We start from the raw sequence: 20,220 nt of genomic DNA, 5'->3' as shown, positions 1-20,220 counted from the left end.
CGTCGCCTTCGGAAAGTTGCCGCGCTGCCGCTCGATATCGGCAAAAACGCGGTAGCGGCCTTCCTGATGCAGGCCGTCCAACGCGCTTTGAAAGAAACCCTCGAAATCCATTATCGTCTCCAGAACCTTGCCGCCTTTCTCGATTCAAAGTCGTCCAGCGTCAACCCTGATCCGGGAAAAGCGGGCAACCTGCGGCAAAAGGCCCATAGTTTGTAACTATTCCAAACAATGGTTACGAATTTCAATGCCAAGCAACCGCAATAAGAGTCAAGACCGCATGAAAAAAGGACGGACCAGCCCGCCCTTCTATTCTGTTCAAACGCATGCACAACACGTCATGCGGCAGCGACGGCGCGTTTTGTCATGACCTTCACCAGATTGGCCCGGTAATCGGCCGAGGCATGAAGGTCGGCCATCAGGTTCGAGGGATCGACGGCGACACCGGCCACAGCATCGGGCGACCAGCGTGCCGATAGGGCCTGCTCCAGCCCGGCATGCCGGAAAACGCCGTCCGAGCCCGCACCCGTTACGGCCACTCGAACGCCACCGGCACCCTTTGTCACGAAGACGCCGGTCATGGCGTAACGCGAAGCCGGATTGGGGAACTTGGCATAACCGGCTTTCTCGGGCGCTTCAAAGGTTACGGCCGTGACGATTTCATCCTCCACCAGCGCCGTTTCGAACAATCCGGTGAAAAAATCCGCCGCCCCGATCTCGCGGCGATCCGTGACGATCACGGCATCGAGTGCGAGGAGCGCCGAAGGATAGTCCGCCGCCGGATCATTGTTGGCGATCGAGCCGCCGATCGTTCCCATGTGGCGCACATGCGGATCGCCGATATGGCTGGCAAGCGCGCAGATCGCCGGACAGACGCCTGCGAGGGCCGCAGACGAAGCGACGTCGTAATGGGTCGTACCCGCCCCGATGCGAACGGTGCGGCCAGCGACCGTAACGCCCTTCATGGCCTCCACATGCCGGAGATCGACAAGATCGGTGGGTGCCGCCAGCCGCTGTTTCATGGTGGCGATCAGCGTCATGCCGCCGGAGAGATAGCGGCTGTCCTCGGCGGCGGATTTCAGGCTCAGCGCATCCTGGACCGAAGACGCACGATGGTAATGGGTTGCATACATGGCTTTCTCCTCCGGTTCAGTGGGCGACGTTCGCAGCAAGCCAGACCTTTTGCGGCGTGGCCGGCATGCTCAGATCGTTGTTGCCAATGGCATCGGTGATGGCATTGATCAGCGCCGGTGGTGACCCGATGGCGCCTGCCTCGCCGCATCCCTTGATGCCGAGCGGATTGGACGGACAGGGCGTCGTCTGGTGCGACAGCTGGAAGGACGGCAGGTCATCGGCCCGCGGCATGGCGTAATCCATGTAGCTCGCGGTGATCAGCTGTCCATTGGCCGGATCATAATGCACGGCCTCCAGCAGGGCCTGGCCGATCCCCTGCGCGATACCGCCATGCACCTGGCCCTCGACGATCATCGGATTGATGATGTTGCCGAAATCATCGGCGGCGACGAACTGGACGATCTGCGTCTTGCCGGTTTCCGGATCGACCTCGACCTCGCAAATGTAGCAGCCGGCCGGGAAGGTGAAGTTTGAGGGATCATAGAAGGCGGTTTCCTTCAGGCCCGGCTCCATGCCGGACGGCAGGTTGTGAGCGGTGTAGGCGGCCAGCGCCACCTGGAACCAGGGCAGCGTCTTGTCGGTGCCGGCAACCTTCAGCTCGCCGTTTTCGATGACGATGTCGCTCTCGTCGGCTTCCATCAGATGGGCCGCGATTTTCTTTGCCTTGGCCTCGACCTTGTCGAGCGCCTTGACGATCGCCGACATGCCGACCGCGCCGGAGCGCGAACCATAGGTGCCCATGCCCATCTGCACCTTGTCGGTATCACCATGGACGATGTTGACATTGTCCATGGGAACGCCGAACCGGTCGGCGATCAGCTGCGCAAACGTCGTCTCGTGGCCCTGGCCGTGGCTGTGCGATCCGGTCAGCACCTCGATCGTGCCGACGGCATTGACCCGCACCTCGGCCGATTCCCAAAGACCGACGCCGGCCCCGAGCGAGCCGACCGCCGCCGACGGCGCGATGCCGCAGGCCTCGATATAGCAGCTCATGCCGATGCCGCGTTTCATGCCGCGTGCCGCCGCCGCCGCCTTGCGGGCCGGAAAGCCGGCATAGTCGGAGGCTGCCAGCGCCGCGTCCAGCGAGGCATCAAAATCGCCGGCGTCGTAATTCATGATCACCGGTGTCTGGTGCGGAAAGGAGCGGATGAAATTTTTCCGCCGCAGCTCCACCGGCGACACGCCGAGTTCGCGCGCCGCCGTCTCGATGGTGCGTTCCATGACATAGGTCGCCTCGGGCCGCCCGGCGCCGCGATAGGCATCGACAGGTGCCGTATTGGTATAGACCGCCCGCACATTGGCGTGGATGGCCGGGATATCATACTGGCCCGACAGCAGCGTGGCATAGAGATAGGTGGGGGTCGCCGAAGAGAACAGCGACATATAGGCGCCGATATTGGCGATCGTATCGACCTTCAGCCCGATGATCCTGTGATCGGCGTCGAAGGCCATTTTCACCGTCGTCTCGTGATCGCGGCCATGCGCGTCGGTGAGGAATGCCTCGGTGCGATCGGACGTCCACTTGACCGGAACGCCTGTCTTCTTCGAGGCCCAGAGACAGACGATCTCCTCCGGATAGATATAGATCTTCGAGCCGAAGCCGCCGCCGACGTCCGGGGCGATGACCCGCAGCTTGTTTTCCGGCGCGACATTGTAGAACGCGCTCATCACGAGACGCGCGACATGCGGGTTCTGACTTGTGGTGTAGCAGGTATAGTGGTCCTCGGCATCGTCATAGATGCCGAGCGTCGCGCGCGGCTCCATCGGATTGGGCGACAGCCGATTGTTGACGATCTTCATTTCCGTCACATGCGCCGCCCTGGCAAGCGCTGCATCGGTGGCATCGCCATCGCCGAGCTGCCAGTCGAAGATGATATTGTTCGCCGCTTCCGGATGGATCTGCGGCTGACCGTCCGCAAGAGCAAGCGATGCCTGCGTCACGGCGGAAAGCACCTCATACTCGACCACCACGGCTTCGGCGGCATCCCGCGCCTCGGACAGGCTGTCGGCCACCACGATGGCGATGGCGTCACCGACATAACGCACGGTTTCATGCGCCAGCGGCCGCCAGGCCCCCATCTTCATCGGCGAACCGTCTTTGGAATGGATCATCCAGCCGCAGATCAGGTTGCCGATCCCGTCGGCCTGCAGCTGCTTGCCGCCGAGAACGGCGATGATGCCGGGCATGGCCTCCGCCGCCGCCGTATCGATCGACAGGATCCGCGCATGCGCATAGGCGCTGCGGACGAAGAAGGCATATTTCATGCCCGGAACCGTCATGTCGTCGGTATAGCGGCCCTTGCCCGTCAGAAACCGCTTGTCTTCCTTGCGTGCGACGCGCGCGCCAATGCCTTCAACACCCATGGTCATCTCCTCCCGAGATCGAATATCCAGCGAAATAGCCGGGGACAGCCGGCGCTATCGCCGGCCGGCCAAAACCTGCAAGGCCCTACTCAGCCGCTTCCTTGGCGCCGCCCATTTCTGCGGCGGCCGCAAGCACGGACTGGACAATGTTGTGATAGCCGGTGCATCGACAGATATTGCCTTCCAGCTCGGCGCGCACCGTCGCCTCATCGAGAGCTGCCCCATGGCGCCGGATCATGTCGACGCTTGTCATCACCATGCCAGGCGTGCAGAAACCGCATTGCAGGCCGTGATTGGCCTTGAACGCCGCCTGCACCGGATGCAGCTCGCCACCGCTGGCCAGCCCCTCGATCGTCACGATGTCGGACCCGGCCGCTTGGGCGGCCAGGATCGAACAGCTCTTCACCGAGCGGCCGTCCATGTGGACGACGCAAGTGCCGCATTGCGACGTGTCGCATCCGACATGCGTTCCGGTCAGACCGAGATTTTCGCGAAGGAAATGTACCAGCAAGGTGCGATCGTCGCACTCGCTGCCGACCTGCCGGCCGTTCACCGTCATCTTAACTTTAGCCATCTCGCTCCTCCGAGGTTGGACGTCCCAACATGAGAGCGGTATCCAGGCAGGCAACTCGTTCCCGCAAGTAAAACCGCGTCAACTCTTCATGCCGGAGCGGAACGCTCACTCCTCCCGAGCGGTGCCGCAAGTGGCATCATTTGTTGTTTTTGGAAGTGCCGCAACTGCTACTTTCGGTTTGGGACCAAAATTTCCGTGAAACGACCGTTTTCCATTGAAGCCTGTCCCCTGGGGAACAGCGCTTTCAGCTTCCATTCAGCATGGATGGCATTATCTTGCGACCCGGGGGAATTTGCTGCATTTCTGTGGACTTTCACAGGCAGCCGATTATCCTTCGACCTGCAAGTTCAACGGGGGGAGGACTGCATCGTCCGACTTCAATACTTGAAGACAAACCGGCGACGCATCCTTAGAGGCCCAGCGTCCAAATCTGGAGAGAAAAATGAAGAAGACCATCGCGCTCATTCTGGTGGCTCTTGCCGCCACAAGCTGCACGCAGACTGAAAAGGGCGCCGGCATCGGTGCCGTGTCCGGCGCCATCATCGGCGGTGCGATCACCGGCAACGTCCGCGGCGCCGCCGTCGGTGCAGCCATCGGCGGCGTTTCGGGTGCCGTGATCGGCAATGTTTCCGAACAGCCTGGCCAGTGCTACTACCGCGACCGCTACGGCCGCCGCTATGTCGACGATTGCCCGCGCGGCTGATCGAACACCGCGGCGCAATGCCGGACGACGCGGCATTTGTCCGTCACAATTGGCTAACGCAGCAGAACAGACGCATGGCCCCGGAGAAATCCGGGGCTTTTTGGTATCAGCGCCAGAGCAAATGGGAACTTTGAAGCAAATTTCGCCTTTGATGCTTCAAGCGGCCGACATTGCTGTGTAGTGTCATCGTTAACGAATGGAAAATCTTGACATGCGATTGTGGCCCTGCCGTCAACAGGCCGGTGTCACGAGTAGCCTGAAGAGCGGAATACGGAACGAATGCGTCTGCCGAAAACACGTCTTGCGTATCGGAAGGCCGGCACTGTGCTTGCGGTGGCCGCAATGGCTCTGTGCGGGCCGTTATCGGCAACGCCGGCCAATGCCTTCAAGATTTTTGGAATGAGCTTTTTCGAAGGCGAAGACGATACTGACCAGGTCATCGACCCCGTCAACTATACGCTGACGCTGAACGGCGGCGACGAGGATGAGGACCTGCGCGAAGCACTGGAAAACAGTTCGCGCCTCTTCCAGGACAAGGAAAAGCCGGTCTCGGGCGATCTCGGACTGGCCATCAAGGCGCGCGACGACCGCGACCGCCTTCTGGCAGCCCTGTATGAGAAAGCCCGTTATGGCGGCACTGTTGATGTCCGCGTCAACGGCCAGAATGTCGATGACCTGCCGCCTGACCCGGTCTTCCCTGACGGTGCGGCGATCCCCGTCGAAATCACGGTGACGCCCGGGCCTGCCTTCACGCTGGGCGCCGTGCGTTTCGAGGAGGATGCTGCCGGCCGCGATCCTGCAGAATACGACCTGCCGCCGGGAGGCCGCGCCGATTCGACCCTGATCATCAAGGCGGGCGAAAAGATCGTCGTCGACCTCAAGGAAGAAGGCCGGCCGCTGGCCGAGCTGACCGAACGCAGCGTCGTCGCCGATCACAAGACCTCGACGGTGGACGTGGTGATCGCCGCCAGGGGTGGTCCGGTTGCAAATGTCGGCGATGTCGATGTCACCGGCACCAAGACCGTCGATCCGGGTTTCGTCGCAGACTATTCGCGCCTCAATGCCGGCAAGCCCTACTCGCCTGAAGACCTGAAAAAAGCCTCCGAAAGGCTGCGCCAGCTCGGCGTGTTTTCCAGCATCACCATCCGGGAGGCCAAGCAGCTGTCCGCGGATGGCACCATCCCGATGACCATCGAGGTCTCGGAAGGCAAGCACCGCTATTTCGGAGCCGGCGCGCAATTCTCGACCACCGACGGTTTCGGGGTCCAGGGCTATTGGGGCCATCGCAATCTGTTCGGCAAGGCCGAATCGCTGCGTGTCGAAGGTGCGGTCAATCGCATCGGCGAGACGACCGACGTCACCGATCTGGATTATTCCGCCGCCATCCTGTTTGCCAAGCCCGGCGCCTTCGGCCCGGCATCGACTTTCAATGCCAGCCTCAAGGCATCGATCGTCGACCCGGACGCCTACAAGGCGACGATCTTTACCGGGGCCGCAGGGGCAACCTTCGAGCTTTCACCGGAAGATACAGTGTCAGGCGGGGTTGAGCTGAGCTTTGCCGATGTCGAGGATGCCTTCGGGCAGAACGAATATCTGACCGCCAGCATCCCGCTCGAATATGTCCGCGACACGCGCGACGACAAGCTGAATGCAACGGAAGGGTATCGCGCCTCGCTCAGCGTCAAGCCGAGCTACGAGATCAACGGCCAGACTTTCTTCAGTTCGTTCGAAGGATCGGCGGCCGCGTACCAGTCGCTTGATGCCGCCAATCGTTTCGTGCTGGCCGGAAAAATCGGGGCCGGATCGATTTTCGGCGGCGACAGCCTGGCGGATATTCCCGCCACACGCCGCTTCTTCCTCGGCGGCGGCGGCACGGTGCGCGGCTATTCCTATCAGGAGATCAGCCCGCGCAATGGCGACAACGAACTTCTCGGCGGTCGCTCCTATGTCAATGCGACGCTCGAAGCCCGGATCGGCGTGACCGACACGATCGGCATCGTGCCGTTCATCGACGCCGGAGCCGTATCCAGCAAAAGCACCCCTGACTTCTCCGATATCCGTGCCGGCGCCGGCATCGGGCTTCGTTATGCGACGCCTTTCGGTCCGATCCGGCTGGATTTTGCCGTGCCGCTCAATCCCTATCCCGGCGGCACGACCTACGGGATCTATGCCGGTATCGGCCAATCTTTCTGACAACGGCTGTTTTTTCCGCCGGAACGGGAACCTCTATGGAGCCCGGGCTTTGAGCAGGAAGCAATTTTGCCGCAAATGCGCTATGGGTAAAACATGAATCACTTGGTCCGTTTCCTGAAAATCGCGCTGCGTTTCGTCGTTTATTGTGCAGGCTTCATTGTCGTTGCCGGCATGCTGCTGTTTCTGTTCATCGGCTTTACCGCGCCTGGCGCCCGGCTGGCAGCAAGCATGATCGAGAAATATGCCTCGACGCCCGACCAGATCGTTCGCATCAATGATCCAAGCGCGCTTCTGACCGGCAATTTTTCGGCGGCAACCGTCACCCTGTTCGACAGCAAGGGGATTTATGCCGAACTGCGCGAGTTGAAGGTGGAATGGTCGCCGACGGCTCTTTTCTCTTCCCGCTTCGACGCCGCAACGGTGACGGCGGGCTCCGTGCGAATCGAGCGCCTGCCAGCACCTTCCACCGAGACGCAGGAGGTGCGCTCGACATTCGCGCTGCCGATCGGCGTCAAGATCGACGCACTGACCCTTCCAGAAGTGATCATCGGCAAGGAGATCGCTGGCGTCGACCAGTTCCTGGCACTGACCGGCAAGGTCGATGCCACCAATGAAAGCATTGCCTCGGCCTTCACTATTGCCCAGCGCGATCGCCCCGACGCCAAGGCCGTTTTCGACATCGTCTTCAATCCCGCCGATAACGCCTTGAAGCTTGAAGCGGCGATCGACGAGCCGAAGGGCGGCCTGCTTTCGAAACTCCTGCAACTGCCGAACGAGCCGGCCGTATCAATCGCGGTAACCGGCACCGGACCGCTCTCCGACTGGTCCGGATCGGGCACGGCGTCACTCGACGGCACCGAAATCCTCAAACTCGACGGTCGCCACACGCTGGCCACCGATGGCCTGCGCAACCTCTCGCTGAAGGGCGGCGGCGCCTTTGGCACCCTGATGCCGCCGGCGTTCCGGCCGCTGTTCGAAGGCACGACCGATATCGATCTCGCCGCCGCCATCGAAGGCGGATCGACCCTCAGGATCGAGCGGGGCACTGTCTCGACCGGCGCCTTGACGCTTTCCGCATCCGGCACTGTCAGCCAACAGGGCGAAAACAATCTGCAGGCGAGCCTTGCCGGCAAGAGCGGCCCTGTCGACTTCCGCTGGCCGCTTGCCGCAGGCGAAGCGCAACTGCTGATCAATTCCGCCAATGTCTCTGTCATCGGCGATGCGCAGGCCGCCATCCTCGACATCGCCGCCGACATTGCCCGCTCCACCCTGCCGCAGGGCCGCATCGACGCCATCCAGCTTCAGGCCTCCAGCGACGACTTCAACCTGACGACACGATCGGGGGCTCTCAAAACAGCACTTTCGACCGGCGCGACCCAATTCACGAGCCCGGATGTCGACCGTCTGGTCAAGGGCCCGGTCAGGATCAACGGTGCCATCGGGCTTTCGCCTGACGCGGTCCGCTTCGATCCGCTGACGATCGAAAGCGCCAGCATCGGCGGCACATTGACCGGCGGCTACGACCTGGAAACCAAGGGCCTTTCGACAGACTTCAAGCTCTTTGCCCTGCCCGCCGTGCTGCCGGACAATCTGGCTGAAAAGTTCGAGACGACGATCGCCATTGCCGGCAATCTCCAGACCGGTGCCAACGGCAATCTTGAAATTACCGGGCTTGATCTGAAATCCGGAACCGTCGAGGCAGCAGGCTCCGTGTCGATGACGGACAATATACTGACAGCCGCGCTGACAGGCACCGTGCCGGAGATCGGCAGACTGCTTGGCGATGCCAGCGGCAGGGCCGATTTCAAGGCGGATATTTCCGGCCCGCTTGATACGCTCGGCCTCAATGCCGAGGTGACCTCGAGCGGCGCAACACTGGCGGGACGCATGCTCAGCGACCTGATCGTCACGGCAAAAGCCACGCTCGACAAGAATAGCCCGTCGGCCACAGTCACCGCAACCGGTGCGCTGGACGGCCAGGCAATCGACATCAAGGCAGATCTCATCTCCGAAAACGGGCGCACGGCGATCCCGGTGCTGGAAGCCCGGATCGGCGACAACACATTGACAGGACAGATCAACCTGTCCGCCGATTTCAAGCCGGACGGCGCGATCGAATTCAACCTGCCGGATATCGGCCTACTGGCGGCGATGGCCGGTGAACAGGCCTCCGGCGATCTTGCCGGATCGGCGCGGATCACGACGGTGAGCGGCGTCACTTCGGTGGCGCTCACCGCCACGGGCTCCGGCATCAAGCGTGGCAATCTTGCGATCGTCAAACCGGCAGCCGACATTGCGATCGCCGATCTGGCAAAACTCTCCATCAAGGGCAGCATCACCGCCGAAACGGTCACGCAGGCAGGCAATCGCGTCAGCGGCCTTCGCCTTGCCTTCGAACAGCAGGCGGAAAAGACCGGCTTTGCACTTGACGGCACCTATGACGGCGCGCCCTTGACCGCACGTGGCGACCTGCAGAGCGCCAATGGCAAGACGACCATCAATCTTGCCTCTTTCGCGGCCAGCCCGCGCAAGATTCCCCTGAAGATGACGAAGCCGACCGTCATCGCCATCGACAACGGCAAGGTCGGCCTGCAGCAACTGACCATCCAGGCCTCCGGCGGCTCGATCGTCATTGCCGGCAGCGCCGGCGAAACACTTGCCCTCAATGTCAAGCTCACTGCTCTTCCGGCAAGCCTTGTGAATGCCTTTGCGCCAACACTCGGCGCCGACGGCGCCATCAGCGGCACGGTTGACGTCAAGGGCACCCCGGCAGCACCCGTTGTCAGCTATGATCTGAACTGGGCCGGAGCGAGCGTTGCGCAGGCGCGTTCCGCCGGCGTCGGGACACTTGATGTGACCGCCAAGGGGCAATTCGCCGACAACTCGGTCACACTCGACACGACCATCGCCGGCGCCGGCGGTCTTTCCTTTCGTGGCGGTGGCACGGTTGGCGTTACCGGCAGCATGCCGCTGGCGATGAAACTGTCGGGCGATGTTCCGTTTTCGCTGATTTCCGGGTTGATGGCGCAGCAAGGTTTTACCCTGACCGGGCAAGCGGCCGTGGACATCGCCATTAACGGCACGGCGACGGCGCCGCAGATCACCGGCAGCATCTCGACCTCCGGTGCCCGTCTGGTCGATGTGCGCCGCAATCTTGCATTCACCGATCTTGCCGCCAATGTCACACTCGACGGCCAGCAGGCGACGATCTCCAGCCTGTCGGGCAAAATCGCAACCGGTGGCACGATCGAGGTCGGCGGCACCATCGGCATCGCGCCCGGCTCCGGCTTCCCGGCCAATCTGACAATCCGCCTGAACAATGCCAGTTATGTCGACGGCTCGCTGTTCACGGCCAATCTCGACGGCAACATGACGCTGACGGGCCCCCTGACCGGGACACCGTTGATTGGTGGGCAGGTCACCATTCGCAAGGCAGCCATCACCATTCCCGAACGCCTGCCGGCTGCGCTGTCGGAGATCAACATCCAGCACAAGAACGCACCAAAAGCCGTGCTTCAGATGGAAAGCGACATTGGCAAGGATAGCAGTGGCGGCGGCAATCGCGGCGACGGCGGTGGTATTGCCTTTGATCTGGCGGTCAACGCCCCCACGCAGATCTTTGTGCGTGGACGCGGCATCAACGCGGAGCTGGGCGGCAACCTGACGATCCGCGGCACGGCGGCAGCACCGCAGGTATCCGGCGGCTTCGACATGCGCCGGGGACGGCTGGAGATTCTCGGCAAGCGCCTCGACTTCTCCGAGGGTCGCATCGGCTTCGGAGGCGGTCTCGTGCCGACGATCGATCTCGACGCGACATCGACCGCGGGCGCAACCACGATCACTGTCAATGTCGCAGGTCTCGCCAACAATCCGACCGTGACCTTTGCCTCCTCGCCGGCGCTGCCGCAGGACGAAATTCTGGCGCAGCTGATCTTCAACCGGTCGCTCTCCAATCTTTCGGCCCTGCAGATCGCCCAGCTTGCCAGCGCCGTCAGCCAGCTTGCGGGAGGACAATCGACCTCGCTGCTCGACGGCTTGCGCAGCAAGCTCGGTGTCGACGACCTCGACATCACCACGGATGAGAACGGCGGCGCGCAGGTGCGGGCCGGCAAATACATCAACGACCGCACCTATATCGAACTGCAGCAGGGCTCGGACGCAGGCTCCAGCAAGGCGATCATCAATCTCGATGTCGGCCGCGGCGTCAAGCTGCGCGGCGAGACCGGCACCGGCGGCAGCGGCGCCGGTATCTTCTACGAAAAGGAATACTGACGGCTTCCCTTTCGGCGGCTTCCGGTTCGGCCGTCAGAAAGCCCCGGAAATCTTGCTGGTCTTAAGCAGGATGTTGGTTTCCGTCAGGTTGATGCCGTCGATCAGCCGGATCAGGCGCAGGGTTTCGTCGAAGGTGGCGAGGTCCTTGTCCTCCAGTTCGGCGATGAAATCCCAGCGGCCATTGGTCGAGTGCAGGGCGCGCACCTGCGGCAGACCGCGCAGCTGCGTGGCAACCCGGTCCGCCATCTTGCCGTGAACCTCGATCATGACGATCGCACGCACGCCGCTGCCTGACAGCTCCGCGCCGGTGCGAATGGTGAAGGCGGCAATCGTCCCGGAAGACACCAGCCGCTCGATGCGCGCCGCGACAGTGGCCCGCGAGGCCCCGGTCGTCGCCGCCAGCGAGGAAACCGGCATGCGGGCATTGTGGCGCAGGGCGCTGATCAGTGCATGATCGAGATCATCCAGACTTATCATTCTGTTCGCCAAACCTTATCAAAATGTCGAATACATCCATCTATTTGACAGTTTTCCATCTATTTGCCAACGCGAAAATCCGTAGACTATAGGCTGGAAAAGCCGGGCGAACCGGCATCACGCAATGCGGGGATTGTCATGTCGGACATCAAGAAGAAGATCACACTGATCGGCGCACCGATCGAAGAGGGATCAGGCCGGCGCGGCTGCGCCATGGGGCCGGCGGCCCTGCGCATTGCCGGTCTCGACACGACACTGGCCGAGCTTGGCCACACCGTCACCGACGAGGGCGACCTGAAGCCCCTGCCCGCGCGCGACCTGCCGAACCACAAGGGCGCCAACAACCTGCAGATCGTGGCGGCCTATACACGGGCGCTGGATGCAGCCGTTCTTGACGTGGCGCGGTCCGGCGGCATCCCGATCATCCTGGGCGGCGATCATGCGCTTGCCATGGGTTCGGTCTCCGGCATGGCGCGGCATGCAGCCGATCTCGGCCGGCCGCTCTTCGTGCTCTGGCTCGATGCCCATGCGGATTTCAATTCGCCGGCAACAACGCCTTCCGGCAACATGCACGGCATGCCCGTCGCCTTTTTTTGCGGCGAGGCGGAATTTACTCCGATCCTCGACAAGGATCGCCCCTTCGTCGACCCGAAGAATGTCTTCCAGGTCGGCATCCGCTCCGTCGACGAGCGCGAGCGCGAGGAAATCGCCGAACACGGGGTCCGCGTCTTCGATATGCGCGCCATCGACGAAACCGGCATGGCGCACATCATGCACGAGATCATCGCCACCGTGAAAGCGGCCAACGGGCTACTGCATGTCAGTCTCGACGTCGACTTCCTCGATCCGGAATTTGCGCCCGGCGTCGGCACGACGGTGCCCGGGGGCGCAACCTTCCGCGAAGCGCATCTGATCATGGAGATGCTCTGCGACGCCGGTCTTGTTGCCTCGCTCGATCTCGTCGAACTCAATCCGTTTCTCGACGATCGCGGCAAGAGCGCCCGCATTCTGGTGGAGCTGACGGCCAGCCTGTTTGGCAGGCGCATCCTCGACCGCCCGACGCGCAGTGCCTGAACCCCAGCGACTGAATCCCATTGCCTGACCCAGAGTGCCTGAACCCGCGTGCCATATATAAAAAGGGAACCCCGCATGAACACGACAGCCGCATTGATCGAAACCGAATATCGTCTTGGCGCCCACAACTACAAACCGATTGACGTCGTCCTGGCGCGGGGCGAAGGCGTGCATGTCTGGGATACCGACGGCAAGCGCTACCTCGATTGCCTGTCGGCCTATTCCGCCGTCAACCAGGGCCATTGCCACCCGAAGATCCTCGCCGCCATGATCGAGCAGGCCGGCAAGCTGACGCTGACCTCGCGCGCCTTTCGCAACGACCAGCTCGCCCATCTCTACGAGGAACTGGCCGCCTTGACCGGCAGCCACAAGATCCTGCCGATGAACTCCGGCGCCGAAGCTGTCGAAACCGCCGTCAAGGCCGTGCGGAAATGGGGCTACGAGGTCAAGGGCGTTCCGGAGGACAAGGCCGAGATCATCGTCTGCACCAACAATTTCCATGGCCGCACCATGGGTATTGTCGGCTTCTCGACCGATCCGGACGCGCGCCAGGGGTTTGGACCGTTTGCGCCGGGTTTCAGGACCGTTCTCTTCGGCGATCTCGATTCCTTCCGCGACGCCATCACGGAAAACACCGTCGCCTTCCTGATCGAGCCGATCCAAGGCGAGGCCGGCGTCATGATCCCGCCATCCGGCTATTTCACCGGCGTACGGGAGCTGTGCACGCAGCATGGCATCACCCTGATCCTCGACGAAATCCAGACGGGCCTTGGCCGCACCGGCAGGTTGCTCGCCGAAGAGCACGAAGGCATCGAAGCCGACATGACACTGATCGGCAAGGCGCTGTCGGGTGGTTTCTACCCGGTTTCGGCCGTGCTTTCCAACTCCGAGGTTCTCGGTGTCCTGAAGCCCGGCCAGCATGGCTCGACCTTCGGCGGCAATCCGCTTGCCTGCGCCATCGCCCGCGCGGCGCTGAAGGCGCTGACCGAGGAAGGCATGATCGAGAATTCCGCGACCATGGGGGACCGCTTCCAGACCGGCCTCAAGGACATCCGCTCCAACATCATCAAGGAGGTTCGTGGCCGTGGCCTGATGCTTGCGGTCGAACTGGTGCCGGAAGCCGGCGGTGCGCGCAAATACTGCGAGGCGCTGAAGGAACGCGGCATCCTGGCCAAGGATACGCATGGCGACACGATCCGCATCGCCCCCCCTCTGGTAATCACGGCGGACCAGGTGGACTGGGGTGTCGGCCAGTTCTCCGACGTGCTGACAGCTGCCTGAAAAAGGCAAAGACGATCCTGCGAATGCCACGCCCCGGATGCTGTGCCCTCCGGGGCGTTTGCATGCCTGGCCAACGCCAGACCAATTTGAATATCGGTTCATAAGTTTAAGGGAAATTAAGGAAACCGTGATTACAATCATCACCATAGATGCGAATGCGGTCACGGCCGCTACTCAGGAAAGCTGGGAGAATTTTAATGTCCAATGCACCGGTGTCCGGTTTCGGTACTGAGAACCTCGAAATCATCGCCTTCCGTCTGCACGATCAGGAATTCTGCGTGAAGACCACGACGATCCGTGAAATCCGCGGCTGGGCGCCATCGACGCCGATCCCGCATTCGCCGGCTGAAGTTCTCGGTGTGATGAACCTGCGCGGCACCGTCATCCCGATCATCGACCTCGCCCACAAGCTCGGCATGAAATCGACGGTCGCCAACGAGCGCAGCGCCATCGTCGTTGCCGAAGTCCACAACATGGTCATCGGCCTCGTGGTCGACCGCGTCTCCGACATTCTCACGGTTCAGGGCAGCCAGGTGCAGCCGGTTCCGGAGATCACCACATCCTTCGACAAGAGCTTTGCGGAAGGCATCATTGCCAACGAAACCGGCATGATCTGCTTCCTCAACCTTGCCCGCATGTTCAAGGAACGCGAAGTCGAAGACCTCGCAGCCTGATTCGATACCGAGGCATCATTGAAAAAGCCGCCCTTCGGGGCGGCTTTTTGCATTTTTGTGTCGTGGGGGATCAGCCAAACAGGACGAAGGTCTTTCGCAGCGTGATCCAGACCCCCCATAGGATCGGCAGTCCGACAATGGCCCAGGCAATGGCTGCCTTGCCATCGAAACCACCGGTGCCGATGCCGAAGGACCCTGTCGGCCCTGCCGAGGCCGCCTTTGTCTTGGCCTGCAGCGACGCCACTTCCGCATCCGACATGAACCACTTGTCGGCCAGGGGGCGGATGAACAGATTGGCGATGAAGCCCAGCGCCAGCATGCCGGCCAGGATATACATCGTGAAATCGTAGACCTGTGCGCGGGGGATCCCGGCGGCAATCTGTGCCTCGCGAATATAATTGACCACGACCGGACCGATGATGCCGGCCGTCGCCCAGGCCGTCAGCAGGCGTCCATGGATGGCACCCACGAACTGCGTGCCGAAGATATCGGCGAGATAGGCCGGGATGGTGGCAAAACCGCCGCCATACATCGACAGGATGATGCAGAACATGCCGACAAACAGGATCTTCGAGCCCAGGCCCGCCGCCCATGGCGCCAGTGCGTAAAGCACGATGCCGAGCGCAAAGAAGGTGAAGTAGGTGTTCTTGCGGCCGATCTTGTCGGACAGCGATGCCCAGAAGAAGCGACCGCCGATGTTGAACAAGGACAGAAGCCCGGTGAAGCCGGCGGCGATTGCGGCAATTGCCGTCAATTGCTCGGGGCTGAGATCGGAGAACTTGACATCGGGCAGGCCGAGCAGCGAACCGGCAAAGATCTCCTGCAGCATCGGCGAAGCCATGCCGATGACGCCGATACCGGCAGAAACGTTGAGGCAGAGCACAGCCCAGATCAACCAGAACTGCTTTGTCTTATGGGCGTCGCGCAGATGCACATGGCGCGTCGTGATCATCACGCTCTTGTCGGCCGGCGGTGTCCACCCCTCCGGCTTCCAGCCGGCCGGCGGAATGCGGTAGCCGAAGGCGCCGCCCATCATAAACACGAAATAGATCGCCGCCATGACGAAGAAGGTCTGCCAGACGCCGACCGATGTTGCCGACTTGAAGGTGTTCATCAGCATGTCGGCCAGGGGAGCGCCGATCATCGCACCGCCGCCGAAACCCATGATCGCCATGCCTGTGGCCATGCCGCGACGGTCCGGAAACCATTTGATCAGGGTGGAGACCGGCGAGATGTAACCGAGTCCGAGCCCGATGCCGCCGATCACGCCAGCGCCCAGCCACATCAGCCACAACTGGTGCGTCATCACACCGACGGCCGCGACGGCAATGCCGCCACACCAGCAGATGGCGGAGACGAAACCGGCCTTGCGCGGTCCTGCCTTTTCCAGCCAGCCGCCCCAGATGGCCGCAGACGAGCCGAGAAGAACGAAGAACAACGTGTAGATCCAGCCGAGGTCACTGACCCGCCAGTCGCAGCTTGTGGTGAACAGCGCCGAGATCAGCGTCATGTCGGCGCAGGTGGTCGACGCGGTGATACCGATCGATTTCGTCAGCGGCAGCCAGAAAACGCTGAAACCATAGGCCATGCCGATGCACAGATGGATGGCCAGCGCTGCCGGTGGCACCAGCCAGCGGTTGAAGCCGGGCTTGGCGATGATGCGCTCGCGGTCGAGCAGGCCCGCCCCGCCCCCGCCGGTGAAAGTGTCTGTTGCTGTCGACATGATTGGTCCTCCACTCCGCACGATCTGCGCCGCGCGGTTTGCTGTTGCCGTCCTTGCCGGGAACATTGGATCGCCCCTCCGGACGGCGCTCCCAGACGCACGACCAACCGCTCTCCACTCCGGCGCACCTTGCCCTGCAACCGCCGTGCCACTCCAAGATGAGCGAAATATCAGATGGTTAAGGATCTATGACTCTGCCGAATGGACAAAATGTCCATGATCTCCAGGACAAAATGTCCGGAAACGCCGCGTGATGCGGCCAATTGCAAGATCGGATCAATCCGCTTCCGGCAGCCAGATCGAGAAACGCGTACCTTCTCCCGGTACGCTCTCGGCGGTGATGCGCCCGCCCTGGCGCGCGACCAGTCGCTGGCTGATCGAAAGACCAAGCCCGGTGCCTTCCTGGCGCTTCGTCGTGAAAAAAGGATCAAAGATCCGCCGCATGACCTCTGGGGCGATGCCAGAGCCTGTATCGCCGATATCGATAGTCAGTCCAGACTTACCATCCATCTCCGCATCGCGCGTCCGGATGGACAGGGTACCACCGTCGGGCATGGCATGGATGGCGTTGACGATCAGGTTGATCACCACCTGCTGCAACTCGGTCCGGTTCATCAGGACCAGACGCGTTGCGCCATCCTCCCGCACCAGCGCGATCTTCGCGCTGTTGACGAGATGCTGGACCAGCGGCAGGCAATCGGAGATGACGGCCGAAGGTGCATGACGCTCGACATAGCCTGCATATTCTTCCGGCTTGGCGAATTGCAAAAGCTTGGTGACGATCTGGCTGATGCGGTGGATCTGCTCGTCGATCAGGCGAAACTCCGTCTGGGCTGAATCGACATGCCGGCCGAGCAGGCTGCGCACCACGTCGAGGTTGCCCTGCATGACCGCGATCGGATTGTTGATTTCATGGGCAACGCCGGCAGTGATTTCGCCGATCGCGGCCAGTTTTTCCGACATGATCAGCTGCTTGGTCGTCGCCTCGATCTGGCGATTGGCCAGCTCCAGTTCGCGGGTGCGCTCGGCCACGCGGTCGTTGAGTTCGTCGTTCCAGTGGCGCAACTCGCGGTCGCGCTGCTGCAACTGGTCGAGCAGGCCATCGAGATGCAGCGCCACGCGGCCGATCTCGTCGCTGGCATCTCTCAGTCCCGTGCGCGCGCCGAGATCCCCGGCCTCGACATCGGCAATCGTGCCGTTCATCCGCTCCAGCGGCTTGAAGATCGCCCGCGCCCAGCGCAGGAAGATCGGCACGCTGATCACGGTAACGACCAGAAAGGCCAGCACGATCGTCAAGAGGGTGCTGTATTTCGCCTGTCGGAACGGCGCCTCCAGAAAGCCGACATAGAGCATGCCGACGCGCTTGCCGAAGCTGTCGGAGATCGGCTCATAGGCCGATATATACCAGTCATTGACGACGAAGGCGCTGTCGAGCCAGGTCCGGCCCTGATCAAGCACGGTCGCCCGCACGGCCCCCGAGACCCGCGTGCCGAGGGCCCGGCGGTCCTCGAACAGGCGCACATTGGTGCTGATCCGGACGTCCTCGAGAAACAGCGTCGCCGTCCCCTTGCTGCCCTCGGGCAGGCTCTGTTCGCGGTAGACGAGATCATTGATCGTATCGATGAAGACGAGATTCGGGTTGAGCAGGATGCCGCCGACCAGCGCCGCCTTTTTCCCGCCTGCGGATCGCACTGGGCTTGCCGACTGCACGACCATGCCGCGCGTTTCCAGATTGCGATCGCTGGGCGTCGCGTTTGCGGTCGGCACCAGATCGATCCGGGCGCGCTCGGCCAGCGGTTGACCGATCCGCGCCAGCTGTTCGTTCGAAAAGATATCGATGGCGGTCGAGGAGGTGCCGCCCAGTGCTGCGGAGACAACCGGCCAGGCGGGGTCGATTGCATTCTCTCCTGACGTCTCGATGCGCCGGCCGTTTTCATCGACAAGCAAAAGGAAATCCAGCCCCAGCCGGTCCCGGCTCTGATCGAGGAAGGCGGACAGGTCCTTGTCCTGCACCGCACCGACAGCATCGCGAAAAGCGGCAGAGGCGGCCAGCGCCTGGATATGCTCGCCGGTGTTTTCGAGAATGCGCGAGAGATACTGATGCGCGATCGTCAGGTCGCCATTGACCTTGGAGATCAGCACAGCGTCGAACTTGGCATTCCAGCGCGTCACGGTGATGCCCAGCAGAAGCGGCAGGATGACCAGTGTCGGCAGAAGCGCGATCGCCAGAAGCCGGAACCGGATCGACCGGGCGGGTCGCGCCGGAGTGGTCGTGTTTTCCGGATCAGCCATTCCGGACAGCGAATTTTCGGTCGATGGTCTTGCGTGAAATGCCAAGCCGTCGCGCCGCCTCGTCGCGGTTGCCACCGGTCTCCTCAAGCACCGAAAGAATATGACGGCGCTCGATTTCCTCCAGCGTGCCACCCGCCGGTTCCGCCGGCCGCACCGGACCGCCGCGGAAATCATCCGGGAAACGCGCAAGGATCAGCGACCGCTCGATGAGGTTGCGAAGCTCCCGCACATTGCCGGGCCAGGGATAGCGCGCCAGGCCGGCGCGCACCGGCGCATCAATGTTGACCGGTGGCATGCCGAGTTGCTGCGAGAGCTTGTGCATGAAGAGGTCAGCAAGTTCCTGCACGTCGTCGCCGCGATCCCGCAGGGGCGGCAGGTGGATCTGCATGACATTGATGCGGTAGAACAGATCCGGCCGGAAGCGTCCGCGCTCGACATCCTTCTGCAGGTCGGCATTGGTGGCGAAGACGAAGCGCAGATCAACCGGCACCTCGCGCTCTGCTCCGACCGGGCGGACGCGCCGGTCCTCGATCACCCTGAGCAGCTTGCTCTGGGTGGCGAGCGGCATCTCCCCGATCTCGTCGAGAAACAGCGTGCCGCCCTGCGCATGGGTAAACAGCCCCTCGCGGCTGTTTTCCGCACCCGTGAAAGCCCCCTTCACATGGCCGAACAGCTCGGTCTCGATCATGTCGGGCGGGATCGCCGCACAATTGACCGGCACGAACGGCTTGGCCGAGCGGTCCGACAGCGTATGCAGCGAACGTGCCGCCACTTCCTTGCCGGTTCCCGATTCGCCGGTCAGAAGAACGGATGTCGGCAGCGGCGCCACCCGGGCGAGCGTGTCGCGCACCTGGCCGATGGCCCGGACGTTCCGATCAACCGGTCACGCAGCAGAATATGGTCCGATGTCGCTTTCAACTCATAGCGCAGCACGAAATTCTCGCGCTGCAGCCGGATACGATCCAGACAACGCGCGACGGCATTGAGGATCTGGTTCGACCGAAAGGGTTTCAGCACGAAATCCACAGCACCGGCCCGCAGCGCCTGGATCGCCGTATCGAGATCGGCAAAGGCGGTCATCAGGATGGCGTCCGCATAAAAGCCGATGGCGCGCTGTTCGGCCAGCCAGTCGACGCCGTTCTTGCCGGGCATGATATTGTCGAGAATGACCACATCGAAGTGATGGGCATCGAGCTTGCGCGACGCTTCCTCCGTATCGGCCGCCACCTCGATCTGCTTGCAGCGGGGCCCGAGCGTGCGCACCAGGAAATGCCGCATGCCCGGTTCGTCATCGACAATGAGAATCGAGGCCTGTGCCAGCCACGGACCGAACTCCGGATCGCGCTCCGGCACCGATAGCTTGCGTGCTGCCTCCCCTTGCAAAGACCGTTCTCCCTCATCCCTCATGGCGCACCATAACAAGTGGCGCCATCCGGCACAAACGACGATCGCGGCCTGGATG

Annotated in this window: 12 protein-coding genes and 1 pseudogene; 6 read left to right on the top strand and 7 right to left on the bottom strand. The window is 62.2% G+C overall.

The annotated features are described in order from the left end of the window. Nucleotides 1-335: 335 nt before the first annotated feature. The 3 genes from AX760_RS13240 to AX760_RS13230 form a co-directional block, all read right to left on the bottom strand. The gene (locus tag AX760_RS13240; RefSeq protein WP_071833364.1) at nt 336-1,130 is read right to left on the bottom strand and encodes an FAD binding domain-containing protein; all 795 of its coding nucleotides are present in this window, start codon (nt 1,128-1,130) and stop codon (nt 336-338) included. A 16-nt stretch (nt 1,131-1,146) separates the two neighbouring features. Further along, complete coding sequence (locus AX760_RS13235; protein WP_071833363.1) at nt 1,147-3,495, bottom strand: xanthine dehydrogenase family protein molybdopterin-binding subunit; 2,349 nt, start codon at nt 3,493-3,495, stop codon at nt 1,147-1,149. An 85-nt stretch (nt 3,496-3,580) separates the two neighbouring features. Further along, complete coding sequence (locus AX760_RS13230; protein WP_071833362.1) at nt 3,581-4,069, bottom strand: (2Fe-2S)-binding protein; 489 nt, start codon at nt 4,067-4,069, stop codon at nt 3,581-3,583. Between the two features lie 442 nt (nt 4,070-4,511). Here AX760_RS13230 and AX760_RS13225 point away from each other — a divergent pair, with 442 nt between their 5' ends. The 3 genes from AX760_RS13225 (at nt 4,512) to AX760_RS13215 (ending at nt 11,237) form a co-directional block, all read left to right on the top strand. Further along, nucleotides 4,512-4,772 carry a YMGG-like glycine zipper-containing protein gene (locus tag AX760_RS13225; RefSeq protein ID WP_071833361.1) on the top strand — a complete coding sequence of 87 codons (261 nt, stop codon included), beginning with the start codon at nt 4,512-4,514 and terminating at the stop codon, nt 4,770-4,772. A 279-nt stretch (nt 4,773-5,051) separates the two neighbouring features. After that, nucleotides 5,052-6,965, top strand: coding sequence for an autotransporter assembly complex protein TamA (locus AX760_RS13220; protein ID WP_071833360.1), 1,914 nt, complete (start codon nt 5,052-5,054; stop codon nt 6,963-6,965). 93 nt (nt 6,966-7,058) lie between these two features. After that, the gene (locus AX760_RS13215; RefSeq protein WP_071833359.1) at nt 7,059-11,237 is read left to right on the top strand and encodes a translocation/assembly module TamB domain-containing protein; all 4,179 of its coding nucleotides are present in this window, start codon (nt 7,059-7,061) and stop codon (nt 11,235-11,237) included. Nucleotides 11,238-11,270: 33 nt separating this feature from the next. Here AX760_RS13215 and AX760_RS13210 read toward each other — a convergent pair whose 3' ends face one another. After that, complete coding sequence (locus tag AX760_RS13210) at nt 11,271-11,714, bottom strand: Lrp/AsnC family transcriptional regulator (protein WP_071833358.1); 444 nt, start codon at nt 11,712-11,714, stop codon at nt 11,271-11,273. A 138-nt stretch (nt 11,715-11,852) separates the two neighbouring features. Here AX760_RS13210 and rocF point away from each other — a divergent pair, with 138 nt between their 5' ends. The 3 genes from rocF (at nt 11,853) to AX760_RS13195 (ending at nt 14,743) form a co-directional block, all read left to right on the top strand. After that, nucleotides 11,853-12,788: an arginase gene (rocF, locus tag AX760_RS13205; protein WP_071833357.1), complete on the top strand. Its 936-nt coding sequence runs from the start codon at nt 11,853-11,855 to the stop codon at nt 12,786-12,788. Between the two features lie 75 nt (nt 12,789-12,863). Beyond that, the gene (rocD, locus tag AX760_RS13200) at nt 12,864-14,069 is read left to right on the top strand and encodes an ornithine--oxo-acid transaminase (RefSeq protein WP_071833356.1); all 1,206 of its coding nucleotides are present in this window, start codon (nt 12,864-12,866) and stop codon (nt 14,067-14,069) included. A gap of 197 nt (nt 14,070-14,266) precedes the next feature. After that, entirely contained in the window at nt 14,267-14,743 is a 477-nt protein-coding gene (locus tag AX760_RS13195; RefSeq protein WP_071833355.1) for a chemotaxis protein CheW, read from the top strand. A 70-nt stretch (nt 14,744-14,813) separates the two neighbouring features. Here AX760_RS13195 and AX760_RS13190 read toward each other — a convergent pair whose 3' ends face one another. The 3 genes and pseudogenes from AX760_RS13190 to AX760_RS13180 form a co-directional block, all read right to left on the bottom strand. Beyond that, nucleotides 14,814-16,466 (bottom strand): OFA family MFS transporter, encoded by a 1,653-nt coding sequence (locus AX760_RS13190; protein WP_071833354.1) that lies wholly within the window; start codon nt 16,464-16,466, stop codon nt 14,814-14,816. Nucleotides 16,467-16,742: 276 nt separating this feature from the next. Then, nucleotides 16,743-18,758: a sensor histidine kinase gene (locus tag AX760_RS13185; protein WP_071833353.1), complete on the bottom strand. Its 2,016-nt coding sequence runs from the start codon at nt 18,756-18,758 to the stop codon at nt 16,743-16,745. Then, nucleotides 18,751-20,165: pseudogene (locus AX760_RS13180) on the bottom strand (sigma-54-dependent transcriptional regulator). The gene AX760_RS13185 and the pseudogene AX760_RS13180 overlap by 8 nt, the downstream one beginning before the upstream one ends. Nucleotides 20,166-20,220 lie beyond the last annotated feature (55 nt).

This window comes from Pararhizobium antarcticum (assembly GCF_001885585.1).
In the GTDB taxonomy this organism is placed as follows: domain Bacteria; phylum Pseudomonadota; class Alphaproteobacteria; order Rhizobiales; family Rhizobiaceae; genus Pararhizobium; species Pararhizobium antarcticum.
The sequence above is the reverse complement of the archived record's forward strand: the minus strand, read 5'-3'. Positions and strand labels throughout refer to the sequence as shown.

What these genes read in the sequence shown, in the direction of transcription:
- AX760_RS13210 (WP_071833358.1), bottom strand. Translation starts at nt 11,714, where the DNA reads ATGATAAGTCTGGATGATCTCGATCATGCACTGATCAGCGCCCTGCGC.
- rocD (WP_071833356.1), top strand. Translation starts at nt 12,864, where the DNA reads ATGAACACGACAGCCGCATTGATCGAAACCGAATATCGTCTTGGCGCC.
- AX760_RS13215 (WP_071833359.1), top strand. Translation starts at nt 7,059, where the DNA reads ATGAATCACTTGGTCCGTTTCCTGAAAATCGCGCTGCGTTTCGTCGTT.
- AX760_RS13230 (WP_071833362.1), bottom strand. Translation starts at nt 4,069, where the DNA reads ATGGCTAAAGTTAAGATGACGGTGAACGGCCGGCAGGTCGGCAGCGAG.
- rocF (WP_071833357.1), top strand. Translation starts at nt 11,853, where the DNA reads ATGTCGGACATCAAGAAGAAGATCACACTGATCGGCGCACCGATCGAA.
- AX760_RS13190 (WP_071833354.1), bottom strand. Translation starts at nt 16,466, where the DNA reads ATGTCGACAGCAACAGACACTTTCACCGGCGGGGGCGGGGCGGGCCTG.
- AX760_RS13240 (WP_071833364.1), bottom strand. Translation starts at nt 1,130, where the DNA reads ATGTATGCAACCCATTACCATCGTGCGTCTTCGGTCCAGGATGCGCTG.
- AX760_RS13185 (WP_071833353.1), bottom strand. Translation starts at nt 18,758, where the DNA reads ATGGCTGATCCGGAAAACACGACCACTCCGGCGCGACCCGCCCGGTCG.
- AX760_RS13235 (WP_071833363.1), bottom strand. Translation starts at nt 3,495, where the DNA reads ATGGGTGTTGAAGGCATTGGCGCGCGCGTCGCACGCAAGGAAGACAAG.
- AX760_RS13195 (WP_071833355.1), top strand. Translation starts at nt 14,267, where the DNA reads ATGTCCAATGCACCGGTGTCCGGTTTCGGTACTGAGAACCTCGAAATC.
- AX760_RS13225 (WP_071833361.1), top strand. Translation starts at nt 4,512, where the DNA reads ATGAAGAAGACCATCGCGCTCATTCTGGTGGCTCTTGCCGCCACAAGC.
- AX760_RS13220 (WP_071833360.1), top strand. Translation starts at nt 5,052, where the DNA reads ATGCGTCTGCCGAAAACACGTCTTGCGTATCGGAAGGCCGGCACTGTG.